Genomic DNA, 14,852 nt, shown 5'->3' on the forward strand with positions numbered 1-14,852 from the left:
TTGTCCTTTAACATCACCCCCTAGGATGATGTTGCTCATGTAAAGTACGTAGCCGCTCAGTAGCGACATGCGTGTAAATTTGGGTTGTTGAAAGGTCACTATGACCTAATAACATCTGAACTACGCGTAAGTCCGCGCCATGATTCAATAAATGAGTAGCAAATGCGTGTCTTAGTACGTGAGGAGATAACGATTCTCCATCAATATTGGCTAAAACGGCATAATATTTTATACGATGCCAAAATGTTTGCCGGGTCATTTTTGTACCACGTTTACTGGGAAATAGAACATCACTGGCCTTGCCATTTAATAGATCGGGGCGACCATACTCTAGATATTTTTCGACCCAATAGATCGCTTCTTCCCCTAACGGAATCAAACGTTCTTTATCTCCTTTACCCACCACTCGAATAACACCCTGACGTAAGCTGATATCCGAAAATGTCAGTCCGATCAATTCAGAAACGCGTAAACCACAAGCATATAATACTTCAAGCATCGCTTTATCTCGCAGCTCAAGAGAATCTTCTGTTGCTGGCGCATTCAATAAATCTTCTACCTGTTTTTCACTCAAATCTTTCGGTAAACGCTGAGGGATTTTCGGTGCGGCGATGACAGCAGATGGGTCATCAAGCCGAATTTTTTCACGATATAGGTACTGAAATAGCCTACGCATTGCACTTAATAAACGTGCAGAGCTAGCTGCTTTATAGCCGCTATCAATTCGTTCAGCTAAAAAGGATTGTAAATCAATTGATTGAACATTTTCCAGATGCAACTGTTGCGCATCTAACCAACGATCTAAAGATTGCAGGTCATTACGGTAAGATGCTAACGTATTTTCAGCAAGATCTTGCTCCAGCCAAATTGTATCAAGAAACTGTTCGATTAACGGATTTAGTTGTTTAGTTTCCACTCCAGATCCTACCCCTCATTTCTATTATCACAACAATCTATTATGCCTGATTGTAGCCCCATCTGTTACAATACTTTCCTCGTGATGAAAACCATAGCTGGATATAGTAATAATATATGAAAATAGGTCTTTTTTACGGTTCAAGTACCTGCTATACCGAAATGGTTGCAGAAAAAATCCGTGACATTCTTGGTGATGATTTTGTCACCCTCCATAACGTTAACGATACCCCCCCCGAATTAATGGAACAATATGATGTTTTAATTTTGGGAATACCTACGTGGGATTTCGGTGAGATTCAAGAAGATTGGCTCGCTATTTGGGAAGCGCTTCCCAAACTGAATCTTTCAAACAAAATTGTTGCTATGTATGGCATGGGTGATCAAGTTGACTATAGCGAATGGTTTTTAGATGCTTTAGGCATGCTTTACTATCAGCTCAAACCGACAGGAGCACAATTTATTGGTTTTTGGCCCACTGATGGTTATGAGTTTGAAAGCCCAAAACCATTAACTGAAGATGGCAAAATGTTTGTCGGTTTAGCACTAGATGATGTAAACCAATTTGAGCAAACCGATGAAAGAGTCGCTATTTGGTGCGAGCAGATTCTCCAAGAAATAGAAGCTGCCCTTTAATAATTTAAAACTGAATCACTGCAATATTAAATATCAGGATATTGCAGTAATAATTGGTTCAGGTTACGCCAATTTTCTTCTGAAAGCGCATCTTTCGCAATCCATAAACGCAATTTTCGGGGTTTACCCTGTAGTGCATTCAACGTCAGTAAAATACCGAACCGGCTACACCATGGCGTTTTTACAATTTCCCACTCATTTTTCTTCCATTGAAATTTATTACCATTGACCAGTACAGCGACACCTTTCACTTTACTGATATTTTTTTGACTTTTAGCCCAACTGGCTACAAGTACAACTAATAATGGCAACCAAATCATTGAATTACCAGGCTGCCATGGTGCAACAAGCAATAGAATGCCTGTTACCCCATGAAAACAGGTCGAAAAAAGCTGAGTTTTCCATGAGATGGCGAGATTAGATTTCCACAGGACCACGATTTTTATTTTTTTCCTGAATCAGCTTAATCATATTAAACAACTTTTCGTCATCCGGACGCCCATGATTCATTAACCAATTAAATAAGTCTGGATCTGGACATTCAAGCAGACGCACAAAAGTATATTTATCTTCATCGGTCAGTTGGTCATATTCATATTCAAAAAACGGCATGATAGATATATCTAACTCACGCATGCCACGCCTACAAGCCCAATGAATCCGTGCTTTATTTTTTATATCGATTTGACTATGTCCATTATCCATTTCACTACGACCTTTTGATGCAGTTAACTGATAAGATTGATTATTTTACATACTCTATCAGATTATCAGTCAATAAAACATGTCATACTCTACATAGTTAGCATTTTAGGTTGTAAAATACCGTTTTTCTACAAACTATTTGTGCCCTAATGTTGAATAATAACAGAGTGAGTTTCTTGCGTTTACTTAGATTGCTAGACTCTCACCTAAAGACAGGCAGCTACTGATTGAAGTATAAAGAAAAATTCACAATAACTGCTTGCATTGTTATCTAGCTATTCTACCATTAAGCACCATTATCAGATAAAGAACAACGGGTGAAATCATGACGACCGAAGTAGATAATACACAACAGTTTCCTCTTGCTTCTCAGTTCCTACCACTTGTTTTGATTTCACTGGAAAACTGGGAACTTATTCATCTTCACGGTGCCGACGCCGAGAAATATCTGCAAGGGCAAGTCACCGCAGATATCAGCACACTCAGCCATGCTCATACCCTAACAGCCCACTGTGACCCAAAGGGAAAAATGTGGAGTGACCTACGTTTATTCCATCATTTAAATGGCTACTCGTATATAGAAAGACGCAGTGTCAGTGACATCCAGCTGGCTGAGCTAAAAAAATACGCTGTTTTTTCAAAAGTTACCTTTGAAAAAAAACCAGAGCTTAAATTGCTAGGTGTAGCAGGGCAAGGAGCAAGACAGGCTTTAGAAGCCGTATTTAATTCCTTACCCGATGACCAAAACCAAGTAGTTGTTGATGGTGAAACGACCATCCTGCACTTTGCTTTACCCGCCGAACGCTTCCTACTCATCACAAATGATGCTACTGCGCTAAAAATTTCAGATACTTTAAAAGCTATTCACGTAGCCGATTCTCAATGGTTAGCATTAGAAATTGCAGCTGGTTTTGCCGTTATTGATCAAGAAAATAGCGGGCAACACCTTCCTCAAGCCGCTAACTTACAAGCACTTCCACACGGTATTAGCTTTCAAAAAGGCTGCTATACCGGCCAAGAAATGGTGGCTCGAGCTAAATTCCGCGGAGCCAATAAGCGAGCTATGTATTGGCTAATAGGAACAGGTTCAACACTTCCTGTTATAGGTGAAGGCGTTGAATGGCAGCTAGGTGAAAACTGGCGTCGTACAGGTACCGTACTTGCGGCAGTGCGTTTAGGTAATGGCGAGCTCAGTATCCAAATTATTATGAATAATGATATGGAAGCAGATAGCGTTTTCCGTATTCTTGGTGATGAGCAAAGTAAACTCACAATTGCCCCACTCCCATATTCATTAGAAGAAAAATAATTGAGGTTTTTATGTCATCTGCATCAGGTACTAAGCCACTAGAAGTTTTGAATTTTGGGGCTTTTACCGAAGTCATCCAATTTTTAATGGAACTCGATAAACTGAAAAGTATTTATCGTAAAAATAAACTATTAAACCGTGAGCGTCATGAAAATACGGCGGAACATAGCTGGCAATTTGCTGTTGCCGCGATGACTTTTGCACCCTATGTGCCCGGTGTTAATGTAGAGCGAGCCATTAAACTTGCGCTGATCCATGACATTGTCGAGATTGATGCTGGCGATGTACTGGTATTCGATAATGCTGCCCGTGAAGCCATTCACGACGAAGAGGTCAAAGCTGCAAACCGTATTTTCAACCTACTGCCAAGCCCACAAAACGCTGAATTTTTAGCTCTTTGGAATGAGTATGATGCAGTTGAAACATTGGAATCTAAGTATGCTAATGCCATCGATAGAGCGATGCCAATGCTATTGAATTTACACAATCAGGGACAAAGCTGGGTTGAAAACCATATTCGCCTTGAACAAGTATTCAGTAAATGCGATTACATCCAGCAAATTCTTCCTGAATTTTGGCTACAGCTAAAATCTCAGTTGGAACAAGCCCATCAGAAAGGATGGCTGTTGTAATTTTTACTTCAAAAAAAACGCCAGATATCAGTCTGGCGTTTTCATATTAAAAGATAAGAATATTAATTACATATAATCTTCAATGGGTACACAAGAACAATGTAAGTGGCGGTCGCCATAGACATCATCAAGACGCTTCACTGCTGGCCAGTATTTATTAACCTTAGTTGCATGAGATGGGAACACAGCTAGCTCACGGCTATAAGTATGGCTCCACTCTTCCGCCAGCTCAGTTTGTACATGAGGCGCATTTACCAACGGGTTATCTTCTAGTGGCCATTGACCTTGAACCACCAAATCAATTTCATCGCGGATCGCTAGCATTGCATCGATAAAACGATCAATTTCAACGATACTTTCTGATTCTGTTGGCTCAATCATCAACGTACCGGCTACTGGGAATGACATAGTTGGCGCATGGAAACCATAGTCAATTAAACGCTTCGCAATATCTAATTCACTAATTCCCGTGTCTTTCTTAATCGGGCGTAAATCAACGATGCATTCATGTGCTACATAACCCTCTTGCCCTGTATACAGAATGTCGTAGCGGCTGGATAAGCGCTTCGCAATATAGTTAGCGTTTAAAATAGCAACTTGGCTAGCTTTTCTTAACCCATGAGAGCCCATCATGCGGATGTACATCCAGCTAATTGGCAGAATCGATGCACTACCAAATGGTGCAGCAGAAACGGCACCTTGCTCCGTTAACATTTCTTGAGTGACTACAGAGTGACCCGGAACAAACGGTGCTAAATGTTTTTTCACACCGATAGGTCCCATACCAGGCCCACCACCACCATGAGGAATACAAAATGTTTTGTGTAAGTTCAGGTGGGATACATCCGCGCCAATAAAGCCCGGAGTAGTGAGCCCCACCTGCGCGTTCATGTTCGCACCATCTAAATAAACCTGTCCACCATATTGATGAATGATCTCACAAACTTCACGAATGCTCTCTTCATAAACTCCGTGAGTGGAAGGATATGTCACCATCACGCAAGATAGTACAGCGCTGTGTTCTTGTGCTTTTTCTCGTAAATCAACAAGGTCAATATTACCTTCATCATCACAGCGTACAACCACCACCTCCATTCCAGCCATATGAGCAGAAGCTGGGTTAGTTCCGTGAGCTGAGGCTGGGATCAAGCAAATATTACGATCACCTTCATTACGGCTTTCATGGTAACGGCGAATCGCTAAAAGTCCCGCATACTCTCCTTGTGCCCCAGAGTTTGGTTGCATACAAACCGCGTCATAGCCTGTCAATTGCACCAACCAATGAGAAAGCTGCTCAATCATTTGATGATAACCCTGAGCTTGATCTGGTGGACAGAATGGATGAAGCTCGCCAAATTCAGGCCATGTAATCGGGATCATCTCCGCAGAGGCATTCAATTTCATGGTACAAGAACCCAGTGGGATCATCGCTTGATTCAACGCTAAATCTTTACGCTCAAGGCTATGCATGTAGCGCATCATTTCCGTTTCGCTATGATAACGATGGAAGTTTGGATGAGATAAAATAACATCGTCGCGTAACATGGCCGCAGGAATAGAACTGGTACCTTCAGAAACTTGCTTGTCTAATTTTTCGAAATCAAGTTTTTGCTCATTGCCTGTAATCACCCAAAACAGTTGGTTCAAATCTTGTCGGGTAGTTACTTCACTGAAAGTCACACCAACCGCCCCATGGATATCAGTGCGCAGGTTTAGATTTGCTTTCTCTGCACGAGTTAATACTGCGGCTTTATCTGCGACTTCGATTGTTAGCGTATCGAACCACGTTTTGTGGCGCAGAGAAACACCCGCTTCAATTAATGCTTTAGCAAAAATAGAACTGAAACGATGAATACGCCCAGCAATAATTTTTAATCCTTCAGGACCATGGTAAACCGCATACATTGCAGCAATATTGGCAAGTAAAACTTGTGAGGTACAAATGTTAGAGTTCGCTTTTTCACGACGAATATGTTGTTCACGGGTTTGCATCGCCATACGCAGTGCTGTATGCCCCGCAGCATCACGGGAAACCCCGATAATCCGTCCCGGCATTGCCCGTTTGAACTCATCCTTACAGGCAAAGAATGCGGCATGAGGCCCACCGTAGCCCATAGGTACACCAAAACGTTGTGCTGAACCGAAAACAATATCGGCTCCTTGTTTTGCTGGCGCAGTCAGCAGTACCAATGCCATCATATCCGCAGCAACACAACTGACAATCTGCTTCTCTTTTAGCTTCGAAAATAATGCACTATAGTCGTGGATATTTCCTGTTGTGCCAACCTGCTGTAGCAATGCACCGAATACCCCTTCATGTTCCAGCACTTTATCTGCGCTATCGACAATAATTTCAAAACCAAATGTACCAGCACGGGTACGAACCACATCTAAGGTTTGAGGGTGTACATCATCCGCAACGAAAAATCGCTCAGCATTTTTCAATTTACTAATACGTTTTGCCATCGCCATCGCTTCGGCAGCGGCAGTCGCTTCATCAAGCAACGATGCAGAGGCTAAATCTAAGCCTGTTAAATCAATCGTAAGTTGCTGAAAATTAAGGAGGGACTCGAGACGACCTTGGGAAACTTCTGGCTGGTATGGTGTATATGCAGTGTACCATCCTGGATTTTCTAATAAGTTTCGGAGGATTACCGGAGGAAGTATCACTGGAGCGTAACCCATTCCAATATAGCTTTTATAGCGCTTGTTCAATGAGGCTATGCCCTTTAATTCAGCAAGCGCTTCTTGTTCTGTTGCCCCACCACCAACTCGTGGTGGCTCGGGCAATAAGATGGCTTTAGGGACAATTTTATCCATTAAGTTATCGAGGGAGGTCGCGCCAACAGTGCCTAACATGGTTTTTATTTGTTGTTCTGAAGACCCAATGTGACGCGATATAAATTCTGAACGGTTCTCTAATTGACTCAGTGACATCGACATATCTGTGTTCCCATCCTGTTTGCTATGCATAGCGTAGGTTATAAGACTCTAGCGATGATAAAACCTATTAATAAACTGCGAGATTGGTGGATTAATCGAAACTAATCCTCAGTCTTGTCTCTATAATTTGCAGGGTAGCTAGACAACAATCAGCTAATCCCTAGGGGCTAAAATCACACTGCGGCTAGGGCTAGCTGACGTAATCGGTATTGCTACTGTGTAAAATTAATAGAAATTTTTATTCTTCAGCAGCAATCATTGAAAGGTAACCTTGAGCATCTATCAAATCTGCCAGTTGGGCATCATCCGTCATCTTAATACGGAAAATCCAACCTTCTTGATATGGAGACTCATTCACCAGCTCAGGAGAATCACTTAATGCATTGTTTACAGCAACAATTTCACCACTGATTGGCGCATAGATATCTGAAGCCGCTTTGACCGATTCAACAACAGCGCAATCGTCCCCAGCATTCACCACATCACCCACAGTCGGCAGATCAACAAATACCATGTCACCTAATGTTTCTTGGGCATGTTCTGTAATACCCACGGTATATTCACCATTACCTTCATCACGCAGCCACTCATGTTCACGGGTATATCTTAATTCTTTAGGAGCATTACTCATCTTTTGCCTCTCTTGTCATTCTGAGAATTTGTTTTTAAGAATATCGTTGTATTGTAAAACTAAACTAAAGGTTTACCTTCGCGAACGAAGCTCGGTTTAACCACTTCAACCGGCATTTCCCGATGGCGAATCTCAACAATTGCACTACTTTGAATATCGTTTGGCACACGCGCTAACGCGATACTAAAACCTAAGGTCGGCGAAAATGTTCCGCTGGTAATAACACCTTGCTGTAACTTGCCTAATTCGTCAGTAAAACGAATGACTTGTTCTGCACGTAAAATGCCTTTTTCACGCATCACAATACCGACTAATTTTTCGGTTCCTTGCTCCCGCAGTTTTTCCAACGCTTCACGACCAATAAACTGTCTATCTTGAGGTTCCCAAGCAATCGTCCAGCCCATGTTGGCAGCTAATGGTGAAATACTCTCATCCATATCCTGCCCATAAAGATTCATTCCTGCCTCAAGACGCAGCGTGTCACGAGCACCTAATCCGGCTGGATGAACACCTGCGTTTAACAGCTTACGCCAAAATTCAACCACCTGTTCCTTTGGCATCGCAATTTCATAGCCTTTCTCACCGGTATACCCCGTAGTTGCCACAAATAGGTCACCCGTTTGTACACCATAAAATGGCTTCATATCTTGAATCGCGGCACACTGTGCATCGGTCAGTAGAGAATGGACTTTCTGTTGGGCATGTGGCCCTTGAACGGCTAATAATGCCAAATCATCACGAACGGTGATTTCAACAGCATAACCTTTTGCGTGCTCTTCAATCCATTCTAAGTCTTTTTCACGAGTCGCTGAATTGACCACTAAACGGTAGAAATCATCATCGAGATAGTAAACAATCAAGTCATCAATTACGCCACCGGACGCATTCAGCATTCCTGTATAAAGTGCTCTGCCTTTGATGGTTAACTTTGCAATATCATTTGCGAGGAGATAGCGGAGGAAATCACGGCAGCCTTCGCCATGTAAATCAACAATTGTCATATGAGATACATCAAACATCCCTGCATCGGTTCGGACAATATTATGTTCGTTGATTTGCGAACCATAGTGCAATGGCATCATCCAGCCATGGAAATCCACCATCTTTGCGCCACAGGCTATATGCTCATCATATAGCGTCGTTTGCTTTACCATGAATACCCTCTTTACATTATTTGTTTGATAGGGTGATTGCGTTGTGAATTAAGCGGCAACATCAAATATCTGATAACTATTCCACAAGACGCAAACCAGTCGATTTGATTCAAAACCAGTGGCACTCAAAATAGAATGCTATAAAAAAAAATAGGGTGACTTCCCTTCTGTATTACTGATTGCGCCACCAATTATCCAGCTATTTTTGTTAAATAATTGAGAACGATCACTCAATCCACATATATTCAGCCAATAACTGGTTATATTGTCATCAATAAATTTTTTATATTGAAAAAAGCCAGCATGAATATACAGAGCCTTGGATTAGAAAAAATAATCCGAAAAGTATGTGTGATTAGTTTTTTTCAAGTGGAGTAATCAGTAAAAAATAGATATGGAGATAAAGATGCATCAAATAATGATGACAATAGAAATAAAAAACCTGAAAGTTAATATGTGCTTTCAGGTTTTAATCGTTGATGAGAAAAATCTATAGTAGGTTATCAGCCGGTAATTTTTGCAGCCATTTCGGCATATCAGATAACCCCATGGCATGGTTCAATAACTGCGGTTTTATACCCGGTAGGCTATCCGCCAGAACCAACCCAATATCTCGCAATAATTTCTTAGCGGGGTTATTGCCCTCGAATAACTCACGGAAACCTTGCATACCCGCCAGCATCAATGCTGCGCTATGCTTTCGGCTACGTTCATAATCACGTAAATAGAAATATTGGCCAAAATCCTTCCCTTCACGATGCAATCGCTTAATTTCACCAATCAACATTGCCACATCCATAAAGCCTAGGTTTACCCCTTGTCCAGCAAGAGGATGGATGGTATGAGCCGCATCACCAAGTAATGCCAAGCGCTGGGCTGCAAATTGGCGGGCATAGCGCCCAGTTAATGGGATTGTTAGGCGCTCACTCTCTAATTGACACATTCCCAAATTAGCATCAAAAGCTACGGTCAATTCTTTTTCAAAATCGAGCTTCTCTAAATCTTGGCGACGCGCTGCGGCTAAATTAGGTTGAGACCAAACAATTGAGCATAAATGAGGGTCGGCTAGTGGTAAAAACGCGAGTATGCCTTCCCCATTAAATGCCTGACGAGCCACACCTTCATGTGGACGTTCAGTTCTTATTGTTGCGACTAATGCGGTATGTTCATAATCCCAAAAAGTTAATGGAATATCCGCATGGCTACGCAACCAAGAATTTGCTCCATCCGCACCAACAATTAAACGCGCAGTGAGCATATTGTCATCCTCTAGAGTGATAAATACATCATTCTCTCCCCAGACAACTTTTTTAATGGTTGATGGCGCTAATAATGTGACATCCCGAAGCTGGGATGCTTTATGCCATAAGGCATCACGTACAATATTGTTTTCAACGATGTGCCCTAAATGCGATACATTCTGCTGCTGAGCTGAAAATGAAATACGTCCAAAACTATGGTTATCCCACACTTCCATCCCAGAATAAGGTGCAGCTCTCATCCCTTGAATAGTGGACCAAACCCCTAAATGGGTTAATAACTTCTCACTGGCAGCATTGATTGCCGATACCCTCAATGAATAAGGGTCTGAGTCTGAAAATCTATGTTTAGGTGGATGGTTTTCTATGATAGCAATACGCAAGCCACTGCCTTCTAAACCGCAAGCTAGAGCAAGTCCAACCATGCCGCCACCAGCGATAACCACATCAAACGATTGCATATTTTTATTCCTCTTAGTTTCGTGGTTATTTGTGTGCAACCCAGCCAAGTGTCTGACGGGCTAAAAGATCACGTACTGGCGGTAACATTTCCATCGCCATCAAGCCAAGATTACGCCCTACCGTCAACGGTAAGCAGCGATTGGCGAATAGACGAACCAAACCATCCGTCATCGTGACTGTTTTGTCGCGATCTTGAGCACGAATTTGTTGGTACTGACTTAATAGTGAATAACAACCAATATCCTGTTGATTTTCATGCGCCTTAACCACCAGCTCTGCAAGTACTACCACATCGCGGATCCCAAGGTTAAAACCTTGTCCAGCGATAGGGTGCAGTGTTTGTGCCGCATTACCGACTAACACCACTCGATGACTCACGGGATTCAGGGCTTTTCTGAGAATAAGAGGATAACAGTTTCGTTTGCCGGCTTGGGTTATTTCACCTAATCGCCAACCAAACGCTTGTTGTAGCTTATGAATAAAGGTTTTATCGTCCCAAGCATTAATGACATCTGCATGTTCTTGATGATGGCACCATACCAACGAGCTACGACCTTCAGACATTGGTAGTAATGCTAAGGGACCAAATTCAGTGAAGCGCTCAAATGCGCGACCTTGAGGATCAATCGCAGTTTTAACATTTGCAATAATAGCGACTTGACCATAATCCTCTTGTTGCCATTGTATCTTACAAGCTTGCCCAATCGCAGAACGACTCCCATCTGCAGCAACCAGCAGCTCACCAGTAAGTTTATTTCCATTATCTAAGGTGACAGTGACACTCTCGAGTGAGCGTTCAACCTGTTCAACTTTAGCAGGGCAATGTACGGTCACGCCTGGCGCTTTACGTAATAAAGAAAATAATCGAGTTCCAGCCTCATGCAGTTCAATCACATTACCTAATTCAGCAATGTGATAGTCTTTCGCTTGAATATTGACAAACCCCGCATGGCCTCTATCCGAAACATGAACGTGATTAATTGGCGTAACGCAGTCAGCGAAAGCAGGCCAAATACCTATCGACGATAGATACTGGCATGTCCCATGAGCGAGAGCAATCGCCCTCGCATCAAACCCTGGATGCATTCCTTCCGGTAATGAGGCTTCAATCAATGATACCGATACCTTGCCTTGGCTTAGCGACGAAATCGCCAGAGCTAACGTCGCTCCCGCCATTCCACCACCAACAATAATCACATTCATAGGTTGTTTATTACCTTCTATTGTTACTCTTACTGCTTCATTTAAGCATTTTTCGCTTGAGCCATTAGGGCTTCAATTTCATCAGGATCTTTAACCACTAAGTCTGTCAGATTTTCATTGCCATTTTCAGTGATCAAAATATCATCTTCGATCCGTACCCCAATCCCTCGATATTGAGGAGGTACATCAGCATCAGGTGCAATATATAATCCAGGCTCAACCGTTAATACCATGCCCGGCTCAAGGATGCGGTCTCTTTCAACACCATAAAAACCGACATCATGGACATCTAAACCTAGCCAATGGCTTAAACCATGCATAAAAAATGGCTGATAAGCTTTGTTTTCGATCAACTGATCGACGTCGCCCTGCAAAATACCAAGTTCCACTAAACCTTCGGTTTTTATACGGATGATTTGACGTGTTACTTCATGGATGCTGGTTCCCGGACGGTATAGTTCCAACGCCTTATTTAAGGCTGCCAGAACAATGTCATAAATTTCGCGCTGCTCTTGGCTAAACTTACCGTTGACGGGGAAAGTCCGCGTGATATCCCCGGCATAACCTTCTAGTTCAGCTCCGGCATCAATTAGTACCAACTCTCCATCTCTCATCTCACACTCATTTTCGGTATAGTGTAAAATACAGGCGTTTTCCCCACTTCCCACAATGGTGTTATAAGATGGGAAGCGCGCACCATGACGAGTAAATTCATACTCGATTTCACCACAAAGCTGATATTCATACATACCAGGATGGCAAGTTTTCATCGCACGGATATGAGCCAAAGCAGATATTTCACCGGCTTTGCGCATCAATTTTACTTCTTCATCTGACTTAAATAGGCGCATTTCGTGCACTATTGGACGCCAATCAATCAAGGTTTGTGGCGCTTTTAGATTACGGCGACTACCTCGTCGCAAAGTCTCTAATGCGGAAAAAACCAATTTATCAGCATAAGCAAACTCTCCTTGTGCATGGTAGACCACGTCTAAACCATTCAATAGCTGGTATAGCTGATCGCCAATCTGATCAAAAGGCAGCGCTTTATCAATACCCAGTTTTTCAGGAGCTGCTTCTTGCCCTAAACGTCGACCAAACCAAATTTCTGCGGTTAAATCACGGATACGGTTAAAAAGAACAGTATGGCTATGTTTTTCATCACTCTTAATCAACACCAAAACTGCTTCTGGCTCACTAAATCCAGTCAAATACAGGAAGTCACTGTGCTGACGATAGGGATATTCACAATCTGCATTGCGCTGAGCTTCTGGTGCTGAAAAAATTATGGCTGCACTTGCGGGCGCCATTTTTGCCAATAATGCATTACGACGAGAAATAAATTCCTGCTTATTCATACCGTTATTGCCTTATTATCTGAGTGATTAGATTGGTTGCCTACTTGATGTTAAACAAAATAATCAAATAGCAATCGCGTCAAATTGGATGAATCAAAGCCTTGACCATATTGCTCTCTATTAAATAAGAGAACGCTACGGTCAAAAACAATGATGCGATATTTATGGATTAGTGGAGAATAGGTTTCTTGTTCTCAACTACTGTTGGCACTTTATTTGGCTCGACCAGAGCAATGTAACAGAGCTGAACTGCAACTCTAACGTACTCAACAACCTCTTCTAATGCTTGCTCTAGCTCTTCTTGGTCTTCTTCTTCATCATAACCCAGCATGCCAATATTGCGTAAATCAGTGATAACCTCCGCAATTTCTTTTTGCTCCATGAGTTTTGAGTGAGACACTCCAATACCTAACAGAAAGTGATTAACCCAACCTGCAAGAGCGTCTGCATGATCAAACACGGAAGCGTCTTCATGAGGGAATAGCATATTAAAAGCAAATTCACTGTCATCAAGTGCTTCAAATGTAGAATCAAATAGCTCTCGTAACGGCTGAGCTACAGTTTGAGGAAACGCTAAACCATCATTAGCCAGGTCATGAACTAGCGTTTGCCAGCCATTTTCACGGCTTCCACCACAAATTAATCCCGTAATTAGACCGTGGATTTCTGCGGCAGTGAGTGCGATTGAGTGCTGTTGGAGTAGTTTGTCCAACGAGTCATAATTTGGTAAAGATTTTTGTATAGACATCTGAATTCGTCATGTTAGCTTGTGATTCGTGATATGCTACCACCAAGGATAGCCGCTAGACCAGCCTGCTTTTTTTGTCTGAGTTATTATTAGTTTATTTTTATTCTACACTAATAATATAACGCCACTGCCTATCTCAGTATAAGCTATGCGCAAATTAACAACATTTACGCCAAATTGCCCGTATTTTATTGGCGAAATTGATTTAGTATGGAGGAATCATGTCAGCACAACCCGTTGATATTCAGATTTTTGGGCGCTCTATGCGAGTAAATTGCCCAATTGAGCAAAAAGAAGCACTGCTAGAGTCAGCTAAAGAGTTAGAAAATCGTTTACAAAATCTGAAAGATAGAAGCGGTGTAACGAATACTGAGCAGCTGATTTTTATTGTGGCATTGAATGTCTGTCACGAATTAGCACAAGAAAAGACAAAAACTCGCGATTATGCTTATAATATGGAAGAGAAGATAAAAGTCTTGCAACAGACGATTGAGCAAGCGTTGCATGATCAGGTGAAGATCACTGAGAGGCGAGTATTGCCCCTAGAGTAAATACGCTTATTAATCAATCACTAGTGAAAAAAGAAAACAAAAAATTAGGTTGCATTTCTAATCTAATTTTGTAGAATGAAATCACTGGGTAACGCAAGTACTCAAAACAAATTTCTCTGAGATGCTCGTCAGTGGGTCAGTCCCCTGAGCCGATATTTCATACCAAACAGAATGTGGTTATTGCGCTGGTGAGCATGCCTGATTCGTCAGGAAGCCTAAAGGTTGCGAAGTCGCGTTCACCTTGAACCAAGGGTTCAAGGGTTACAGCCTACAACGGCATCTTGGAGACCTCCCTTTTTTATCTTTTGTGTTTCTCTGTGTTATCGAATAAAACACCTGCCAACCT

General features: G+C 42.1%; 14 protein-coding genes and 1 other RNA gene. 5 read left to right on the plus strand and 10 right to left on the minus strand.

Annotated elements, in window-relative coordinates; translation table 11 throughout:
• Positions 1 to 13 precede the first annotated feature (13 nt).
• Positions 14 to 916 (minus strand): site-specific tyrosine recombinase XerD, encoded by a 903-nt coding sequence (xerD, locus tag EL244_RS12305; protein WP_006814953.1) that lies wholly within the window; start codon positions 914 to 916, stop codon positions 14 to 16.
• Positions 917 to 1,032: 116 nt separating this feature from the next.
• Here xerD and fldB point away from each other — a divergent pair, with 116 nt between their 5' ends.
• Positions 1,033 to 1,551 carry a flavodoxin FldB gene (gene fldB, locus EL244_RS12310; RefSeq protein WP_006814954.1) on the plus strand — a complete coding sequence of 173 codons (519 nt, stop codon included), beginning with the start codon at positions 1,033 to 1,035 and terminating at the stop codon, positions 1,549 to 1,551.
• 26 nt (positions 1,552 to 1,577) lie between these two features.
• Here the strand turns inward: fldB and EL244_RS12315 are convergent, their stop codons facing one another.
• Positions 1,578 to 1,988 carry a protein YgfX gene (locus EL244_RS12315; RefSeq protein WP_006814955.1) on the minus strand — a complete coding sequence of 137 codons (411 nt, stop codon included), beginning with the start codon at positions 1,986 to 1,988 and terminating at the stop codon, positions 1,578 to 1,580.
• Positions 1,969 to 2,235, minus strand: a complete 267-nt coding sequence (sdhE, locus tag EL244_RS12320; protein ID WP_039855432.1) for an FAD assembly factor SdhE — start codon at positions 2,233 to 2,235, stop codon at positions 1,969 to 1,971. Before sdhE ends, EL244_RS12315 begins: the two co-directional genes overlap by 20 nt.
• Positions 2,236 to 2,581: 346 nt before the next feature.
• Between sdhE and ygfZ the strand changes: the two genes are divergently transcribed.
• Both ygfZ and EL244_RS12330 read left to right on the plus strand, forming a co-directional pair.
• Positions 2,582 to 3,565 carry a tRNA-modifying protein YgfZ gene (ygfZ, locus tag EL244_RS12325; protein WP_006814957.1) on the plus strand — a complete coding sequence of 328 codons (984 nt, stop codon included), beginning with the start codon at positions 2,582 to 2,584 and terminating at the stop codon, positions 3,563 to 3,565.
• An 11-nt stretch (positions 3,566 to 3,576) separates the two neighbouring features.
• Positions 3,577 to 4,197 (plus strand): HD domain-containing protein, encoded by a 621-nt coding sequence (locus EL244_RS12330; RefSeq protein WP_006814958.1) that lies wholly within the window; start codon positions 3,577 to 3,579, stop codon positions 4,195 to 4,197.
• Between the two features lie 66 nt (positions 4,198 to 4,263).
• Here the strand turns inward: EL244_RS12330 and gcvP are convergent, their stop codons facing one another.
• From gcvP to EL244_RS12365, 7 genes are all read right to left on the minus strand, one after another.
• Positions 4,264 to 7,140, minus strand: a complete 2,877-nt coding sequence (gene gcvP / locus EL244_RS12335) for an aminomethyl-transferring glycine dehydrogenase (protein WP_039855125.1) — start codon at positions 7,138 to 7,140, stop codon at positions 4,264 to 4,266.
• Between the two features lie 238 nt (positions 7,141 to 7,378).
• A complete protein-coding gene (gene gcvH / locus EL244_RS12340; RefSeq protein WP_006814960.1) occupies positions 7,379 to 7,771 on the minus strand; it encodes a glycine cleavage system protein GcvH in 393 nt (130 codons plus the stop codon).
• Positions 7,772 to 7,830: 59 nt separating this feature from the next.
• Complete coding sequence (gene gcvT, locus EL244_RS12345; RefSeq protein WP_126461247.1) at positions 7,831 to 8,925, minus strand: glycine cleavage system aminomethyltransferase GcvT; 1,095 nt, start codon at positions 8,923 to 8,925, stop codon at positions 7,831 to 7,833.
• Between the two features lie 490 nt (positions 8,926 to 9,415).
• The gene (gene ubiI / locus EL244_RS12350; protein ID WP_126437259.1) at positions 9,416 to 10,645 is read right to left on the minus strand and encodes an FAD-dependent 2-octaprenylphenol hydroxylase; all 1,230 of its coding nucleotides are present in this window, start codon (positions 10,643 to 10,645) and stop codon (positions 9,416 to 9,418) included.
• A gap of 25 nt (positions 10,646 to 10,670) precedes the next feature.
• Positions 10,671 to 11,849: a 2-octaprenyl-6-methoxyphenyl hydroxylase gene (ubiH, locus tag EL244_RS12355; RefSeq protein ID WP_126461251.1), complete on the minus strand. Its 1,179-nt coding sequence runs from the start codon at positions 11,847 to 11,849 to the stop codon at positions 10,671 to 10,673.
• Between the two features lie 41 nt (positions 11,850 to 11,890).
• Positions 11,891 to 13,207, minus strand: coding sequence for a Xaa-Pro aminopeptidase (gene pepP / locus EL244_RS12360; protein ID WP_126461254.1), 1,317 nt, complete (start codon positions 13,205 to 13,207; stop codon positions 11,891 to 11,893).
• Between the two features lie 169 nt (positions 13,208 to 13,376).
• Positions 13,377 to 13,955, minus strand: coding sequence for a YecA/YgfB family protein (locus tag EL244_RS12365; RefSeq protein ID WP_006814965.1), 579 nt, complete (start codon positions 13,953 to 13,955; stop codon positions 13,377 to 13,379).
• Positions 13,956 to 14,176: 221 nt separating this feature from the next.
• Here EL244_RS12365 and zapA point away from each other — a divergent pair, with 221 nt between their 5' ends.
• Positions 14,177 to 14,506: a cell division protein ZapA gene (gene zapA, locus EL244_RS12370; RefSeq protein ID WP_006814966.1), complete on the plus strand. Its 330-nt coding sequence runs from the start codon at positions 14,177 to 14,179 to the stop codon at positions 14,504 to 14,506.
• A gap of 110 nt (positions 14,507 to 14,616) precedes the next feature.
• Positions 14,617 to 14,798: non-coding RNA, 6S RNA (gene ssrS, locus EL244_RS12375), on the plus strand.
• The last annotated feature ends 54 nt before the right edge of the window (positions 14,799 to 14,852 follow it).

It is taken from the genome of Providencia rustigianii (genome assembly GCF_900637755.1).
Taxonomy (GTDB): Bacteria; Pseudomonadota; Gammaproteobacteria; order Enterobacterales; family Enterobacteriaceae; genus Providencia; species Providencia rustigianii.